The following is a 15,552-nucleotide window of genomic DNA, read 5'->3' as shown; positions in this document are numbered from 1 at the left end:
GAGTTTCGTGAGTACTTTCCAGGCCCCCAAGGGCACGTACGACCTGCTGCCGCCCCGCTCCGCCACCTTCCTGGCGGTGCGCGAGGCGATCTCGGCGCCCCTGAAGAACTCCGGCTACGGGTACGTGGAGACCCCCGGCTTCGAGAACGTCGAGCTGTTCTCGCGCGGCGTCGGCGAGTCCACCGACATCGTCAGCAAGGAGATGTACACCCTCACCACGAAGGGCGGCGACCAGCTCGCCCTGCGCCCCGAGGGCACCGCCTCCGTGCTCCGCGCCGCCCTGCAGGGCAACCTGCACAAGCTCGGCGGCCTGCCCGTCAAGCTCTGGTACTCCGGCTCCTACTACCGCTACGAGCGGGCGCAGGCGGGCCGCTACCGCCACTTCTCCCAGGTCGGCGCCGAGGCGATCGGAGCCGAGGACCCGGCGCTGGACGCCGAGCTGATCATCCTGGCCGACCAGGCGTACCGCTCGCTCGGGCTGCGCAACTTCCGCATCCTGCTGAACTCGCTCGGCGACAAGGAGTGCCGCCCGGTGTACCGGGAGGCCCTCCAGGACTTCCTGCGCGGCCTCGACCTGGACGCGGAGACCGTGCGACGGGCCGAGATCAACCCGCTGCGCGTGCTCGACGACAAGCGGGCCGACGTACAGAAGCAGCTCGTCGGCGCCCCGATGCTGCGCGACTACCTCTGCGACGCCTGCAAGGCGTACCACGAGGAGGTGCGGGCGCTGGTGACGGCGGCCGGGGTCGCCTTCGAGGACGACGAGAAGCTCGTGCGCGGCCTGGACTACTACACCCGCACCACCTTCGAGTTCGTGCACGACGGTCTGGGCTCCCAGTCGGCGGTGGGCGGCGGCGGCCGCTACGACGGCCTCTCCGAGATGATCGGCGGTCCGGCGCTGCCTTCGGTGGGCTGGGCGCTGGGCGTCGACCGTACGGTGCTGGCGCTCGAAGCGGAGGGCGTCGAACTGGACATCCCGGCCGCGACCTCCGTCTTCGCGGTGGCGCTCGGCGCGGCGAAGCCGGTGCTGTTCGGTCTGGTGACCGAGCTGCGGCGGGCCGGCGTGGCCGCGGACATCTCGTACGGGGGCAAGGGCCTCAAGGGTGCGATGAAGGACGCGAACCGGTCGGGCGCGCGGTTCGCGGTGGTCGCGGGGGACCGTGACCTCGAAGAGGGCGTGGTCCAGCTGAAGGACATGCAGTCCGGGGAGCAGACGCCCGTGGCCCTGGCCGACGTGGTCGCCACCGTCCAGGCCCGCCTGGCCTGACGTCAGCCGCCTGGTGGGGCGGGGCCGGGGGGATCCGCTGCGCGGAGCTCTCCCCGCCCCGCCCTTTCGCCGTTTCCTGGGGGCTCCGCCCCCAGACCCCCGGGCCTCAAACGCCGGCGGGGCTGGAGTGAGCGGCCGCCGTCACAACAAGCCGTGCCGCATGGCCGTGGTCACCGCCGCGGTGCGGTCCGTGACCTCCAGCTTTCCGAAGATGCGGAGCATGTGGGTCTTGACCGTGGACTCCGCCACGAACAGCCGGCGGCCGATCTCGGCATTGGTCGCGCCCTCCGCGACCAGGCGGAGCACCGCCACCTCCCGGTCGGAGAGCCGCGGCAGCGACGGGCGGGTGCGGAGCCGGTCCACCAGCCGGCCCGCCACCGTCGGGGCGAGGACCGTTTCGCCGCGCACGGCCGCCCGGACCGCGGCCGCCAGTTCCGCCCGGGCCATGTCCTTCAGGAGATAGCCCGCCGCCCCGGCCTCCACCGCGCGCAGGATGTCCCGGTCCTCCTCGTACGTGGTCAGCACCACCACCCGTACCGGCAGCCGGGCCGCCGTGATCCGGGCGATCGATTCGACCCCGTCGCCGCCCGGCATCCGCAGGTCCATCAGGATCAGGTCCAGGCCGCCGTCGGGGACCAGCCGCGCGGCCAGCGCCTCCGCCTGCGGGCCGTTCGAGGCCTCCGCGACGACCTCGAGGTCCGGTTCGGCGCTGAGCATGCCGCGCAGCCCCTCCCGTACCACCGGATGGTCGTCGGCCAGCAGAATGCGGATCATCTCGTACGGCTCCTCAGCGGATCGGGAGGGTGACGGTGACGGTGGTCCCGGCCGACGCGGCGCTGTCGACCGCCGCCGCACCGCCCACCTCCGCCGCGCGGGCGAACAGCCCCCGCAGACCGTAGCCCGGTGCGGGGACCGCCGGATCGAAGCCCCGCCCGGTGTCCCGGACCGTGAGGGTCAGCTCGGACCGGCCGTAGGCGAGTGACACGGCGCAACGCGCTTGCGGTCCGGCATGCTTGGCCGCGTTCGACAAGGACTCCTGGCAGGACCGCAGGGCCACCACCTCCAGGACCGCGGCCAGCGGCCGGACCTCCCCGGTGACCGAGACCGCCGCCGGCGGATCGTGCCGGGCCGCGAGCCGGCGTACCGCGTCGGGCAGCGAACCGCCGTCGAGATCCGCGGGCGCGCCGCCCGCCACCAGGGCGCGGGCCTCGGCCAGGTTCTGACGGGCGGTGTCGGCCATCAGCTCCAGATGGCGCCGGGCCCCTTCCGGATCCGTGTCCAGTTCCGACTGCACGGCCTGGACGAGCATCAGCAGACTGGTGAATCCCTGGGCGAGCGTGTCGTGGATCTCGCGGGACATGCGTTCCCTTTCGGCGTGGGCCCCGCGTTCGGCGGAGAGCCGGGCCACCTCCTCCCGGCTGGCGTCGAGTTCCGCGATGAGGGAGGCCCGGCCCTGGCTCTGCTCGATGATCCGGAGGATCCAGGCACCGAAGAAGGCGGAGAAGAGGAAGGTGACGAGCGCACCGAGCGCGCTCGCGAAGACGGTGTGCCCCTCGGGCCGCCACACCAGCGCCCAACCCGCCACCGGGAGCAGGCACAGCAGGCCCACCGCGCCGACCGCGCGCCGCAAGGGCAGCAGCATGAAGCACTGCGGGGCGAGGGCGAAGGTGATCAGCCGGGTCTCGCCGGCCAGGGAGGCGGCCGGCAGGAAGAGGGCCAGCGCCACGCCCAGGTAGCGGGCGGAGCGCCGGGATGCGGCGCCCGGTGCCAGCAGGAGCAGCGGGCGTCCGGCGCCGAGGTAGCAGGGGACCAGCAGGGCGAGCAGGGCGACGGCGGTGATCCGGTACGCCGGCCCGGGGGAGTCGGAGCCGAGGACGAAGGCCGCCGTCGCGATCCACACGACCCCGAAGTAGAGGTCCCACGGGCCGAAGGCGCGGTCCCAGACGTGGGACTCGCGCGCTCCGGCCCCTGTGGCGAAGGCGCTCAGCCGTCGCGCCGGTTCTTCCACTTGAAGGTCAGCAGGCACAGCACCAGCCCCCCGAGCACCCAGGCGCCCAGGACCAGGGCGACCCGCCCATACTCCCAGGCACCGGCCTGTTCGAAAACGGCCGCGGACTCGGGAAGGAACACCCCGCGCAGCCCCTGGCACATCCACTTGAGCGGGAACAGCGCCCCGATGTTCAGCAGCCAGTCGGGGATCTGGTGGACCGGGATGAACACCCCGGAGATGAACTGCAGGATCAGGAACGGCAGGACCACGACCGAGCTGGCGCTCTTGCCGGACTTGGGCAGGCTGCTGATCGCGATGCCGAGCAGGGCGCAGCCGGCCAGGCCCAGGATGAAGATCCAGGCGAACGTCAGCCACTTCGAGGCGGACGTCGGCAGATCGAGGTCGAAGACGGTGGAGCCGACCAGAAGCAGGATCGCGGTCTCGGCGAGGCCGGTGGCCAGCACCATCCACACCTTGCCGAGGAAGTACGCCGCCGGCGGCATCGGGGTCCCGCGCAGTCGGCGCAGCACCTTCTCGTCGCGTTCGACGGCGATGGAGATGCCGAGGGACTGGAAGCTGGTGGACATGATGCCGGCGGCGACCATGCCGGCCGCGTACATCTGGGAGGCGGTGATCCCGCTGCCCTCCATGCCTTCGCTGAAGATCGAGGCGAAGAGCGCGAGGAAGACGATGGGGAAGGCGAAGGTGAAGATCACCGCGTCGCGCTGGCGGACGAACTGCCTGATCTCCAGCACCCCGCGGCTCACCCCGAGGGACCAGGCGCCGGGCAGCGCCCCCGCCCCGCCCGGGCCCGAGCCCGTGGCCTTGCCCGTACCCGTACCCGTACCCGTCTGCGTGCTCATCGGGACTCCTCCTGCCGCGTCGTGTTCCGGTCGAGCCGGCCCGTCAGGCGCAGGTACACGTCCTCCAGGGTGGGGCGGGTGATCCTCAGGTCCGGGACCTCGCCGTCGAAGCGGGCCGCCAGTTCGGCGACCGTACGGGTGGGCGTCCCGGTGGAGGTGCTGCGCGGGCCGCCGTCCCGGTCGGTCCACTCGACGGTGGCGCCGGTCCCGAGGCGGGCGCGCAGTTCGGCCGGTTCGCCCTCGGCCACGACCTTGCCGCGGGCGATGACCGCGAGCCGGTCGGCGAGCGCCTCGGCCTCCTCCAGGTAGTGGGTGGTGAGCACGATGGTGGTGCCCGACTCGGACAGCAGCCGGATCAGGTCCCAGAACCGCCGCCGGGCCGCCGGGTCGAAGCCGGTCGTCGGCTCGTCCAGGAGCAGCAGCTCGGGGTCGCCGATGACCCCGAGCGCCACGTCGAGGCGGCGCCGCTGCCCGCCGGAGAGGGTCTTGAGCCGGTGGCCGCGCTTGTCCTCCAGGCCGACCAAGGCGATCACCTCGGCCGGATCGCGCGGGGCCGGGTAGTAGCGGGCGAAGTGCTCGACCGTCTCCCGCACCGTCAGTTCGGCGGGCGCCGACTCGTCCTGCCAGACGATGCCGACGCGCGAGCGCCAGGCCCGGCCGGCGGTCGCGGGGTCCGCGCCGAGGACGAGCACCTCGCCGCCGTCCCGCTCCCGGTGTCCCTGGAGTATTTCCACCGTCGTGCTCTTGCCGGCGCCGTTGGGCCCCAGGAGGCCGAAGACCTCGCCCCGCCGGATCGTCAGGTCCAGTCCGTCCACTGCGGTGACCTCGCCGTACTGCTTGCGGAGCCCCCGTACTTCCACCGCGTTCTCTGTCATGTCTCTCATGGTGTGGCGGAAGCGCGCCCGCCGGTCCCCCCGTGCGTACCTCCTCCTGTCCGTCGAACGGTGGACAGTGGGGAGTGGACAGTGGACGGTCCGGCGGGTACGGCACAATGGCCGGTGCTTGTCGACCTTGCAGATGTGGAGCGTGCCGGATGACGACACGAGGGACCGATACGGACACCGCCGAGCCGCGGACGGCCGTCGGCGGCAGCCGGGCGCTGGCCCTGCTGCTGGTGATCACGGGAGCCGCGGGACTGCTCGCCGCCTGGGTCATCACGCTCGACAAGTTCAAGCTGCTGGAGGACCCGGACTTCGTCCCGGGCTGCAGCCTCAACCCGATCGTCTCCTGCGGCAACATCATGAAGAGCGACCAGGCCTCGGTCTTCGGCTTCCCGAACCCGATGCTGGGGCTCGTCACCTACGGCATGGTCGTCTGCGTGGGCATGAGCCTGCTCGCACGGGCGCGCTTCCCGCGCTGGTACTGGCTCACCCTGAACGCCGGCATGCTCTTCGGCGTCGGCTTCTGCACCTGGCTGATGTACCAGTCGCTCTACACCATCAACTCCCTGTGCCTGTGGTGCTGCCTGGCCTGGGTCGCCACCATCGTCATGTTCTGGTACGTCACCTCGCACAACGTCCGCAACCGGCTGCTGCCGGCCCCCGGCTGGCTGCGCGCCCTCTTCGACGAGTTCACCTGGGTGCTGCCCGTCCTGCACATCGGGATCATCGGGATGCTGATCCTGACCCGCTGGTGGGACTTCTGGACTTCCTGACCACCTGCTCCGTCCGGGCGGGTGTGTCGGTGGCCTCGCATAGGCTTTCGGTGTGGAACCAGATCTCTTCACCGCCGCCGCCGAAGAACGCCAGGCGAAGGACCCCTCCAGTTCTCCGCTCGCCGTCCGGATGCGCCCGCGCACCCTGGACGAGGTCGTCGGCCAGCAGCACCTGCTGAAGCCCGGCTCCCCGCTGCGGCGACTCGTCGTGGACGGGGCGGGCGGTCCCGCCGGCGCCTCCTCGGTGATCCTCTGGGGCCCGCCCGGCATCGGGAAGACCACGCTCGCGTACGTGGTGAGCCAGGCGACGAAGAAGCGGTTCGTCGAGCTGTCCGCGATCACCGCCGGCGTGAAGGAGGTACGGGCCGTCATCGAAGGCGCCAAGCGGGCGGCCGGCGGATACGGCAAGGACACCGTCCTCTTCCTCGACGAGATCCACCGCTTCAGCAAGGCGCAGCAGGACTCGCTGCTGCCCGCCGTGGAGAACCGCTGGGTCACGCTGATCGCCGCGACCACGGAGAACCCGTACTTCTCGATCATCTCCCCGCTGCTGTCGCGCTCGCTGCTGCTGACGCTGGAACCGCTGACGGACGAGGACCTGAGCGCGCTGATGCACCGGGCGCTGACGGAGGAGCGGGGTCTCGGCGGCGCGGTCACCCTGCCGCCGGACGCGGAGGCGCACCTGCTGCGGATCGCCGGCGGAGACGCGCGGCGCGCGCTGACGGCCCTGGAAGCGGGCGCGGGCTCGGCGATCGCCAAGGGCGAGCCCGAGATCAGCCTCCAGACGGTGGAGGAGGCCGTCGACCGGGCCGCGGTGAAGTACGACCGGGACGGCGACCAGCACTACGACGTGGCGAGCGCGCTGATCAAGTCGATCCGGGGCTCGGACGTGGACGCGGCGCTGCACTACCTGGCGCGCATGATCGAAGCGGGGGAGGACCCCCGGTTCATCGCGCGCCGGCTGATGATCTCGGCGAGCGAGGACATCGGGCTGGCCGACCCGACGGCCCTGCCGCTCGCGGTGGCGGCCGCCCAGGCGGTGGCGATGATCGGCTTCCCGGAGGCCTCGCTCACGCTGTCGCACGTGACGATCGCGCTGGCGCTGGCCCCCAAGTCGAACACCGCGACGACGGCGATCGGCGCCGCGCTGGCCGACGTCCGGGCGGGGCTGGCGGGGTCCGTGCCGACGCACTTGCGTGACGGGCACTACAAGGGGGCGGCGAAGCTGGGGCACGCGGTGGGGTACGTGTACCCGCACGACGTCCCCGGAGCGATTGCCGCGCAGCAGTACGCGCCGGACGAAGTCCATGGCAAGCGCTACTACGAACCGACCCGGTACGGGGCCGAAGCCCGCTACGCGGACGTGGTGGAAAAGGTCCGCGAGCGGCTGCGCGGCGGCGGCACCGGGTCCTGACCCGCGAAGCCCAGGGAACGGCGGAAGGGCGGGTAGGGGAAGGCCCCGCGCAGCGGCGTCGTGTCGGCCCCGCGGGGCGGGGAGGACGGGCCTAGTCTCCGTCGCATGGGACGCTCCACTCCGCTCATCGCCGTCGCGGCCTCGCTGCTGCTCAGTGGGTGTCATCACGGAGACGGCGAGAGGGCGCAGGCCGGCGCCGCCGCTCTCGTCGCCCAGGTCCCCCTCGCGAGCGCCGGGTTCCCGCCCGCCGCGGCCGCCGCCCGGACCCAGCTGGGCGGGCTCGAGGTCGAGTGGGGCAAGAACTGGCAGACGTACAAGCGCGAGAACTTCGGGAAGTACTGGTCCGACGAGACGGACGCCATCGGCGGCCGCAACGGCTGCGACACCCGCGACGACGTCCTGCGCAGGGACCTGCGGGAACTGCGCGAGGGCGACAGGAACCCCTGCGTCGTCCTGTCCGGCGTGCTGAAGGACCCGTACACGGGGAAGGAACTCCCCTACACCTACCGCCGCGCCTCGCAGATCCAGACCGACCACGTCGTCGCCCTCGGCGCCGCCTGGCGCGGGGGCGCGTACGCCTGGACCCCGCAGCGCCGCGTGGAGTACGCCAACGACCTGGACGTGCTGCTCGCCGTCGACAAGCAGACGAACTACGAGAAGAGCAGCAAGACCGCGGACAAGTGGAAGCCGCCCCAGAAGGGCTTCTGGTGCGAGTACGCGCGGCGGTACACGGGGATCAAGGCGAAGTACGGGCTGTCCGTGACCCCGCCGGAGAAGCAGGCGCTGCGGGAGATGCTCGCGACCTGTCCCTAGAACCCCGGCACGTCCGGGCCCGGCCTAGCCTGCGAACAGGGTGCTCATCGCCCGGCGCAGGCCGCGGACGTCGGTCACCGGCTCCGGGAAGTCGAAGCGCGCGTCGAAGGCGGTGGCGCCGCGGGTGAAGCGCACCCGCAGGCCCAGCCGGTCCAGCGCGAGGGGGACCGCCGTCAGGTCCGCCGCCTCCCGGGTGCCCAGCAGACCGCACAGATCACCCATCCGGTCTCCGTGCGAAGAAGCCAGGTGCTGGAGGAGCTCCGTCTCGTGGGCCACCATCGGGTCGGGCTCGGCCCCGGCCAGCAGCTCCGGGTCGACGTGCTCGGCGCCCCACAGGTCGTCCACGGAGATCTCGCCGACCTCCAGGCGCAGCAGCATCCACGCGGCCCGGCCGGCGCGCGGGGCGTCGAGCGACTCGGACAGGCCGAGGAGCTCGCCGACCGGGTGCCGCTCCGCCAGCAGCGCCGCGCAGGCCGCCCGGTCGGCGGCCCCGCGCACCGGCGTGAGCCACCCGGCGAGCCAGGCGCGGCCTCGGATACGATGGGGCACGGACACCGGCGCCACATCCGTGATCTCGATCACGGCGGTGAGGTCGTCGTCCTGGGCGTGAGCGGCTGCCCTGGCAGCCGCGGATTCCCCTGATACCAGGAGAATCACGTCCCCGTCCGGGGTGACGGTCCTAGCGGCCGGCATCCCCGTCCCGAACTCCCCCTGGTCGAAAGCACCGGGGAGCGTGAGGGATACTGAGGCGTTGGACTCTACGAGGGTTCGTACGCGTTCGGCTCCGGTGAGCTGCCGAACGCCTTCCCTGGGACGCGGCTGACCTTGCTTATCGTCGCCGAAAGCAGATCCTGTTTCGTTTGGATCTGAACTTCGGTGCGCACTGGGCAGGGGGATCCCATGTGGTCGAGACATTACGTCCTCCTCGCTAAGGTAAGCCTCACCTAACTTACATGGAGGTAGGTTCCACGTGAACCAGAAGCGACCCAAGGTCAAGAAGTCGCGTGCCCTCGGCATTGCGCTGACCCCGAAGGCCGTCAAGTACTTCGAGGCCCGCCCCTACCCGCCGGGCGAGCACGGCCGTGGCCGCAAGCAGAACTCGGACTACAAGGTTCGTCTGCTGGAGAAGCAGCGTCTGCGCGCTCAGTACGACATCTCTGAGCGTCAGATGGCCCGCGCGTACGACCGCGCCAAGAAGGCCGAAGGCAAGACGGGCGAGGCGCTGGTCGTCGAGCTCGAGCGTCGCCTCGACGCCCTGGTCCTGCGTTCGGGCATCGCCCGCACCATCTACCAGGCTCGCCAGATGGTCGTCCACGGCCACATCGAGGTCAACGGCGACAAGGTCGACAAGCCGTCGTTCCGCGTCCGTCCGGACGACGTCATCACGGTGCGCGAGCGCAGCCGCGAGAAGGTTCCGTTCCAGGTTGCCCGTGAGGGTGGCTACGCAGGCGAGGGCGAGACCCCCCGTTACCTGCAGGTCAACCTGAAGGCCCTGGCCTTCCGCCTGGACCGCGACCCGAACCGCAAGGAAATCCCGGTCATCTGCGACGAGCAGCTCGTCGTCGAGTACTACGCCCGCTGATCCAGTACCAGCGGACGTAGCCCTCACAGGCTGGTTCAGCCCGCCGGTTCCCCTTCGGGGGAGCCGGCGGGCTTCCTGCTTTTCACCCCCGTCGCCCCGGGGCGCGCCATCGGCCGGTCGGCCCCGCCGTGCGGCCTCGGCAGCGGCCCCGCCGGTACGGGCGCCGGCTCCGGTCCCCGCAGGGCCCGCTCCACCAGGACGTCCAGGGGCAGGGTCCGGCCGTGCCGGGCGCAGGACGCGTACCGCTCGGTGCCCAGCAGCTCGCCCGCCCGCTCCTGGCACATCAGCCGCGGGGCGTTGAAGTACCCCGAGCCGAACAGCCGCAGCCCCACCCCGTCCCACAGCGGCTCCGCCGCGCCCTGCAGGACGGCCGCCTCCGCAGGATGCCCCTCGGCCACCGTGACCAGCGCCAGCAGCTCCACCGCCAGCACCAGCCCCACCAGGTCGCGGAACGTGTGGTTGATGGCCACGCACTCGGCCAGCAGCCGCCGCGCCTCGGCCGTGCCCCCGGCGTCCAGCGCCGCGTAGGCCAGGACGTACAGGGCGTACGCCTTGGTCCAGCGCTCCCCGCGCTCCTCGCAGATGTCCCGGACCTCCCGGCACAGGGTCAGCGCGCCCGCCAGATCCCCCTGGAATGCCAGCGCCATCGCCAGCTCCACCTGGCACATCAGGACGTTGCTGTTGAGCTCCCCGGCCTCCCGGTAGCGCTCCAGCGCCGAGCTCAGCATTTCCCCGGCCCGGGCCATGTCGTCGGAGACCAGCGCCAGACAGCCCATCCGGTGCACGGCGTACGCCGCCGCCACCGGGTTCTCGCTCCGCGCGGCCCCGTCCCGGCACTCGTACAGGGCGCTCATCGAGGCCACCGAGTCGCCCTGCAGGGCCGCGACGTACCCGAGCACCCACAGCGCCTTCAGCCGGGAGCTCGCGTACTCCGCCCCGGCGAGCCCGAGGTCGCCCTCCAGGGTCCGGTCCAGCCAGTGCCGGCCCTCGGTGAGCCGGCCGCAGCCCGCCCAGTAGAACCAGAGGGTGCCCGCCAGGTACTGCCCGAGGTGGATCTCCTCGGGCTCGTCCAGGCAGCACTCCAGCGCGAGCCGCAGGTTCGGCAGCTCCGCCTCCACCAGCGCGGCGACCTCCTCCTGGCGCGGGCTGAACCAGTCCAGCTCGCACCAGGTCGCCAGGCCCATGTACCAGTCCCGGTGCCGGCGCCGCAGCCGCCGGGCGTCGCCCAGCGACTCCAGCCAGCCCGCCCCGTAGATCCGTACGCTCTCCAGCATCCGGTAGCGGACCCCGGCCGGCGTCTCCTCCCGGACCAGCAGGGACTGTCCCAGCAGCTCCCCGACCAGGTCCAGCACCGAATCCACCGGCAGGTCCGGCCCCGCGCACACGTACTCGGCGGCGTCCAGGTCGAACTGCCCGGCGAACACCGAGAGCCGCGCCCACAGCAGCCGCTCCCCGGCCGTGCACAGCTCGTGGCTCCAGCCGATCGCCGTGCGCAGCGCCCGGTGCCGGGGCAGCGCGCCGCGCGAGCCGCCCGTCAGCAGGGCGAAGCGGTCCTCCAGCCGGGACAGCACCTGCGCCGGCGACAGCGTGCGCAGCCGGCCCGCCGCCAGCTCCAGCGCCAGCGGCAGGCCGTCGAGGCGGGCGCACAGCTCGGCGAGCACCGCCCGGTTGGCCTCCGTCAGGACGAACGACGGATCGGCCGCCGAGGTCCGCTCGATCAGCAGGGCCAGGGCCTCCTCGGGATCCAGCGGAGCCAGCGGCCAGCACAGCTCCCCGTCGAGGGTCAGCGGGCGCCGGCCGGCGGCGAGCACGCGCAGGCCGGGGGAGCGGCGCAGGAGGTCCCGTACCAGGTCGGCGGTCTCGTCGACCAGCTGCTCGAAGCCGTCCAGGACCAGCAGCAGCCGCCGCTCGGCCAGGTGTTCGGCGAGCACGGTCCGCGGCGGCCGGGTGGTGTGGTCGGTCAGCCCGAGCGCCTCGGCGAGCGTCAGCTCCAGCAGTGCCGGATCTCGTACGCAGGCCAGCTCGGCCAGCCACACGCCGTCGCAGTAGCGTTCCTGCGCCGGATCGGCGGACCCGCCCACGTCGGTGGGGCGGGCGGGACCGGCCGCCGCGTCGGCGGCCGCCCTGGCCGCCGCCAGTACCAGACGGGTCTTGCCCACGCCGCCCGCGCCGGTCACCGTGACCAGCCGCGAGGCGTCCAGCAGCCGCCCCAGCTCGGAGAGTTCCCCGCCCCGCCCGACAAAGCCGCTCAGGTCCGAGGGAAGATTGCCCGGCGTCCTTCGTGGAATGGGTCTTTGTCGCATGGGACACGGAGCGTACTGGCCCGCATGCGCTGCGTACAAGGCGGGTCGGTTCCGGGCTCCCCGCGGGCGCGGCGCCCCGGATTTCCGGTACTGCGGCGGATCTCCGGCGCGATAGGGTCGGAGGACGACTTTTTCGCTTGGTGATCAATCTGTAGAGAGCGGTGTGAACGTGTCCGGTGGAGAGGTGGCCGGGATCCTCGTGGCCGTCTTCTGGGCCATCCTGGTCTCCTTCCTCGCCGTGGTGCTGGTGAGGCTGGCGCAGGTGCTCAAGGCGACCACCAAGCTGGTGGCCGACGTGACCGAGCAGGCCGTCCCGCTGCTCGCGGACGCCTCCACCACCGTCCGCTCCGCCCGCACCCAGCTCGACCGGGTCGACGCCATCGCGAGCGACGTACAGGAAGTCACCTCCAACGCCTCCGCGCTGTCCTCCACCGTCGCGTCCACCTTCGGCGGGCCGCTGGTCAAGGTCGCGGCCTTCGGCTACGGCGTCCGCAAGGCGCTGGGCAAGGGCGCCGCGGCCCCGCAGGACGCGCCGGCCAAGACCTCCCGACGGACCGTGATCGTCGGCCGTACGGTGCCGGCCGCCCGGCGCCGGAAGCAGAAGGGCTGAGATCTCCGATGTTCCGCCGAGCCTTCTGGTTCACCGCCGGCGCAGCCGCCGGCGTGTGGGCCACCACCAAGGTCAACCGGCAGCTCAAGAAGCTGACGCCGGAGAGCCTCGCCGCCCAGGCCGCCGACAAGGCGATCGAGGCGGGCCACCGCCTCAAGGACTTCGCCCTCGACGTCAAGTCGGGGATGTCGCAGCGCGAGGACGAGCTGAACGACGCACTGGGACTCCACCAGGATCCCGACCTGGCCGGCAACGTCACCGCCCTTCCCGGGCCCCGGCGGCTGCGGGCCATCGAGCACGACCAGCCCAAGAACCCTTTTTCGAAAGTTACGTACAACCGGAATGAGGACCACTGATGGAGTCGGCTGAAATCCGCCGCCGCTGGCTGAGCTTCTTCGAGGAGCGCGGTCACACCGTTGTCCCTTCGGCGTCGCTCATCGCGGACGACCCGACTCTGCTGCTCGTGCCCGCGGGCATGGTGCCGTTCAAGCCGTACTTCCTCGGCGAGGTCAAGCCGCCCGCGTCCACGCTCACCAGCGTGCAGAAGTGCGTCCGGACGCCGGACATCGAAGAGGTCGGCAAGACCACCCGCCACGGCACGTTCTTCCAGATGTGCGGCAACTTCTCCTTCGGCGACTACTTCAAGGAAGGCGCCATCAAGTACGCCTGGGAGCTGCTCACCAGCTCCGTGGCGGACGGTGGCTACGGCCTGGAGGCCGAGAAGCTCTGGATCACGGTCTACCTCGACGACGACGAGGCCGAAGCCATCTGGCGCGACAAGATCGGCGTCCCGGCCGAGCGCATCCAGCGCCTGGGCAAGAAGGACAACTTCTGGTCCATGGGCGTCCCGGGCCCCTGCGGTCCCTGCTCGGAGATCAACTACGACCGCGGCCCCGAGTTCGGCGTCGAGGGCGGCCCCGCCGTCAACGACGAGCGCTACGTGGAGATCTGGAACCTGGTCTTCATGCAGTACGAGCGCGGCGCCGGTGACGGGAAGGAAGACTTCCCGATCCTCGGCGACCTGCCGTCGAAGAACATCGACACCGGTCTCGGCCTCGAACGCCTCGCGATGATCCTGCAGGGCGTGCAGAACATGTACGAGACCGACACCCTGCGCGTGGTCATGGACAAGGCCACCGAGCTGACCGGCGTGCAGTACGGCGCCGCCCAGGGCACGGACGTCTCGCTGCGCGTGGTCGCCGACCACATCCGCACCTCCGCCATGCTCATCGGCGACGGCGTGACCCCCGGCAACGAGGGCCGCGGCTACGTGCTGCGCCGCATCATGCGCCGCGCCATCCGCAACATGCGCCTCATGGGCGCCACCGGTCCGGTCATCCAGGAGCTCGTCAACGTGGTCATCGAGACCATGGGACAGCAGTACCCGGAGCTCGTCACCGACCGCAAGCGCATCGAGACCGTCGCGCTCGCCGAAGAGGCCGCCTTCGTGAAGGCCCTGCGCGGCGGCACGAACATCCTCGACACCGCCATCACCGAGACCAAGGCCACCGGCGGTACGGTCCTGGCCGGCGACAAGGCGTTCCTGCTCCACGACACCTGGGGCTTCCCGATCGACCTGACCCTGGAGATGGCCGCCGAACAGGGCCTCGCCGTGGACCAGGACGGCTTCCGCCGCCTGATGCAGGAGCAGCGCGACAAGGCCAAGGCCGACGCCAAGGCCAAGAAGACCGGCCACGCGGACATGTCCGCCTACCGGGAGATCGCCGACGGCTCCGGCGCCACCGAGTTCACCGGCTACGCCACCAACCAGGGCGAGTCCACCATCGTCGGCCTCCTGGTCAACGGCGTCTCCGCGCCCGCCGCCTCCGAGGGCGACGAGGTCGAGGTCGTCCTGGACCGCACCCCCTTCTACGCCGAGGGCGGCGGCCAGCTCGCCGACCAGGGCCGCATCAAGCTCGACTCCGGCGCCGTCATCGTCGTCCGCGACGTGCAGCAGCCGGTCCCCGGCGTCTCCGTGCACAAGGGATCCGTCCAGGTCGGCGAGGTGACGGTGGGCGCCTCCGCGTACGCCGCCATCGACATCCAGCGCCGCCGGGCCATCGCCCGCGCCCACTCGGCCACGCACCTGACGCACCAGGCCCTGCGCGACGCGCTCGGCCCGACGGCCGCCCAGGCCGGTTCCGAGAACTCCCCGGGCCGCTTCCGCTTCGACTTCGGCTCGCCGAACGCGGTGCCCGGCTCGGTCCTCACCGACGTCGAGCAGAAGATCAACGACGTGCTCTCCCGCGAGCTCGACGTCACCGCCGAGATCCTGAGCATCGACGAGGCGAAGAAGCAGGGGGCCATCGCCGAGTTCGGCGAGAAGTACGGCGAGCGCGTGCGCGTCGTGACCATCGGCGACTTCTCCAAGGAGCTGTGCGGCGGCACCCACGTGTCGAACACCAGCCAGCTCGGCCTGGTGAAGCTGCTCGGCGAGTCCTCCATCGGCTCCGGCGTGCGCCGCGTCGAGGCCCTCGTCGGCGTGGACGCGTACAACTTCCTCGCCAAGGAGCACACGGTCGTCGCCCAGCTCCAGGAGCTGGTCAAGGGCCGTCCGGAGGAGCTGCCGGAGAAGATCGCCTCCATGCTCGGCAAGCTGAAGGACGCCGAGAAGGAGATCGAGAAGTTCCGCGCGGAGAAGGTCCTCCAGGCCGCCGCCGGTCTCGCCGCCAACGCCCAGGACATCCGCGGCGTCGCCCTCGTCGTGGGCACGGTGCCGGACGGCACCGGCGCCGACGACCTGCGCAAGCTGGTCCTCGACGTCCGCGGTCGGCTGCAGCACATTACGGGCGCGGGCGACCGTCCGGCCGTCGTGGCCCTGTTCACCACGGCGAACGACCGCCCGCTGACCGTCATCGCCACCAACGAGGCCGCCCGCGAGCGCGGTCTCAAGGCCGGCGACCTGGTCCGTACGGCCGCCAAGACCCTCGGCGGCGGCGGTGGCGGCAAGCCGGACGTGGCCCAGGGCGGTGGCCAGAACCCGGCCGCCATCCCCGAGGCCATCGCCGCGGTCGAGCGCCTCGTCGTAGAGACGGCCTGACGGTAACGGGATCCCC

The 15,552-nt window shown here is 71.7% G+C and carries 14 protein-coding genes; 8 read left to right on the top strand and 6 right to left on the bottom strand.

All coding sequences use genetic code 11. The annotated features are described in order from the left end of the window. The first annotated feature begins 7 nt into the window (after positions 1-7). Positions 8-1,267, top strand: coding sequence for a histidine--tRNA ligase (hisS, locus tag AC6CKD_RS21445; RefSeq protein ID WP_498329052.1), 1,260 nt, complete (start codon positions 8-10; stop codon positions 1,265-1,267). A 141-nt stretch (positions 1,268-1,408) separates the two neighbouring features. On the opposite strand, the gene AC6CKD_RS21440 is transcribed toward hisS, so the two are convergent. The 4 genes from AC6CKD_RS21440 to AC6CKD_RS21425 are packed head-to-tail and all read right to left on the bottom strand — an operon-like array spanning position 1,409 to position 4,995. Next, positions 1,409-2,041: a response regulator gene (locus tag AC6CKD_RS21440; protein WP_498329051.1), complete on the bottom strand. Its 633-nt coding sequence runs from the start codon at positions 2,039-2,041 to the stop codon at positions 1,409-1,411. A 13-nt stretch (positions 2,042-2,054) separates the two neighbouring features. After that, a complete protein-coding gene (locus AC6CKD_RS21435) occupies positions 2,055-3,293 on the bottom strand; it encodes a sensor histidine kinase (protein ID WP_498329050.1) in 1,239 nt (412 codons plus the stop codon). Continuing rightward, entirely contained in the window at positions 3,251-4,120 is an 870-nt protein-coding gene (locus AC6CKD_RS21430; protein ID WP_498329049.1) for an ABC transporter permease, read from the bottom strand. Before AC6CKD_RS21430 ends, AC6CKD_RS21435 begins: the two co-directional genes overlap by 43 nt. After that, positions 4,117-4,995 (bottom strand): ABC transporter ATP-binding protein, encoded by an 879-nt coding sequence (locus tag AC6CKD_RS21425; protein WP_498329048.1) that lies wholly within the window; start codon positions 4,993-4,995, stop codon positions 4,117-4,119. Before AC6CKD_RS21425 ends, AC6CKD_RS21430 begins: the two co-directional genes overlap by 4 nt. Before the next feature lie 158 nt (positions 4,996-5,153). On the opposite strand from AC6CKD_RS21425, the gene AC6CKD_RS21420 reads away from it, so the two are divergent. The 3 genes from AC6CKD_RS21420 (at position 5,154) to AC6CKD_RS21410 (ending at position 8,001) form a co-directional block, all read left to right on the top strand. After that, the gene (locus AC6CKD_RS21420; protein WP_498329047.1) at positions 5,154-5,774 is read left to right on the top strand and encodes a vitamin K epoxide reductase family protein; all 621 of its coding nucleotides are present in this window, start codon (positions 5,154-5,156) and stop codon (positions 5,772-5,774) included. 52 nt (positions 5,775-5,826) lie between these two features. After that, on the top strand, positions 5,827-7,188 hold the full coding sequence (locus tag AC6CKD_RS21415; protein WP_498329046.1) for a replication-associated recombination protein A: 1,362 nt from the start codon (positions 5,827-5,829) through the stop codon (positions 7,186-7,188). Between the two features lie 105 nt (positions 7,189-7,293). Beyond that, positions 7,294-8,001 (top strand): HNH endonuclease family protein, encoded by a 708-nt coding sequence (locus tag AC6CKD_RS21410; protein WP_498329045.1) that lies wholly within the window; start codon positions 7,294-7,296, stop codon positions 7,999-8,001. A 24-nt stretch (positions 8,002-8,025) separates the two neighbouring features. Here the strand turns inward: AC6CKD_RS21410 and AC6CKD_RS21405 are convergent, their stop codons facing one another. Next, positions 8,026-8,916 (bottom strand): DUF2470 domain-containing protein, encoded by an 891-nt coding sequence (locus tag AC6CKD_RS21405; protein ID WP_498329044.1) that lies wholly within the window; start codon positions 8,914-8,916, stop codon positions 8,026-8,028. 55 nt (positions 8,917-8,971) lie between these two features. Here AC6CKD_RS21405 and rpsD point away from each other — a divergent pair, with 55 nt between their 5' ends. After that, positions 8,972-9,583: a 30S ribosomal protein S4 gene (gene rpsD / locus AC6CKD_RS21400; RefSeq protein ID WP_008740451.1), complete on the top strand. Its 612-nt coding sequence runs from the start codon at positions 8,972-8,974 to the stop codon at positions 9,581-9,583. Between the two features lie 35 nt (positions 9,584-9,618). On the opposite strand, the gene AC6CKD_RS21395 is transcribed toward rpsD, so the two are convergent. Next, positions 9,619-11,886 carry an ATP-binding protein gene (locus AC6CKD_RS21395; protein ID WP_498329043.1) on the bottom strand — a complete coding sequence of 756 codons (2,268 nt, stop codon included), beginning with the start codon at positions 11,884-11,886 and terminating at the stop codon, positions 9,619-9,621. Positions 11,887-12,055: 169 nt separating this feature from the next. On the opposite strand from AC6CKD_RS21395, the gene AC6CKD_RS21390 reads away from it, so the two are divergent. Genes AC6CKD_RS21390 through alaS form a run of 3 tightly spaced genes read left to right on the top strand, consistent with a single transcriptional unit; the run spans position 12,056 to position 15,536 of the window. Further along, the gene (locus AC6CKD_RS21390) at positions 12,056-12,496 is read left to right on the top strand and encodes a DUF948 domain-containing protein (protein WP_498329042.1); all 441 of its coding nucleotides are present in this window, start codon (positions 12,056-12,058) and stop codon (positions 12,494-12,496) included. 8 nt (positions 12,497-12,504) lie between these two features. Further along, positions 12,505-12,852: a DUF6167 family protein gene (locus AC6CKD_RS21385; protein ID WP_498329041.1), complete on the top strand. Its 348-nt coding sequence runs from the start codon at positions 12,505-12,507 to the stop codon at positions 12,850-12,852. Then, on the top strand, positions 12,852-15,536 hold the full coding sequence (alaS, locus tag AC6CKD_RS21380) for an alanine--tRNA ligase (RefSeq protein WP_498329040.1): 2,685 nt from the start codon (positions 12,852-12,854) through the stop codon (positions 15,534-15,536). Before AC6CKD_RS21385 ends, alaS begins: the two co-directional genes overlap by 1 nt. The last annotated feature ends 16 nt before the right edge of the window (positions 15,537-15,552 follow it).

This window comes from Streptomyces sp. GQ60 (genome assembly GCF_059758875.1).
Note: the sequence above shows the minus strand (reverse complement) of the source record. Positions and strands in the feature narration are given on the sequence as shown.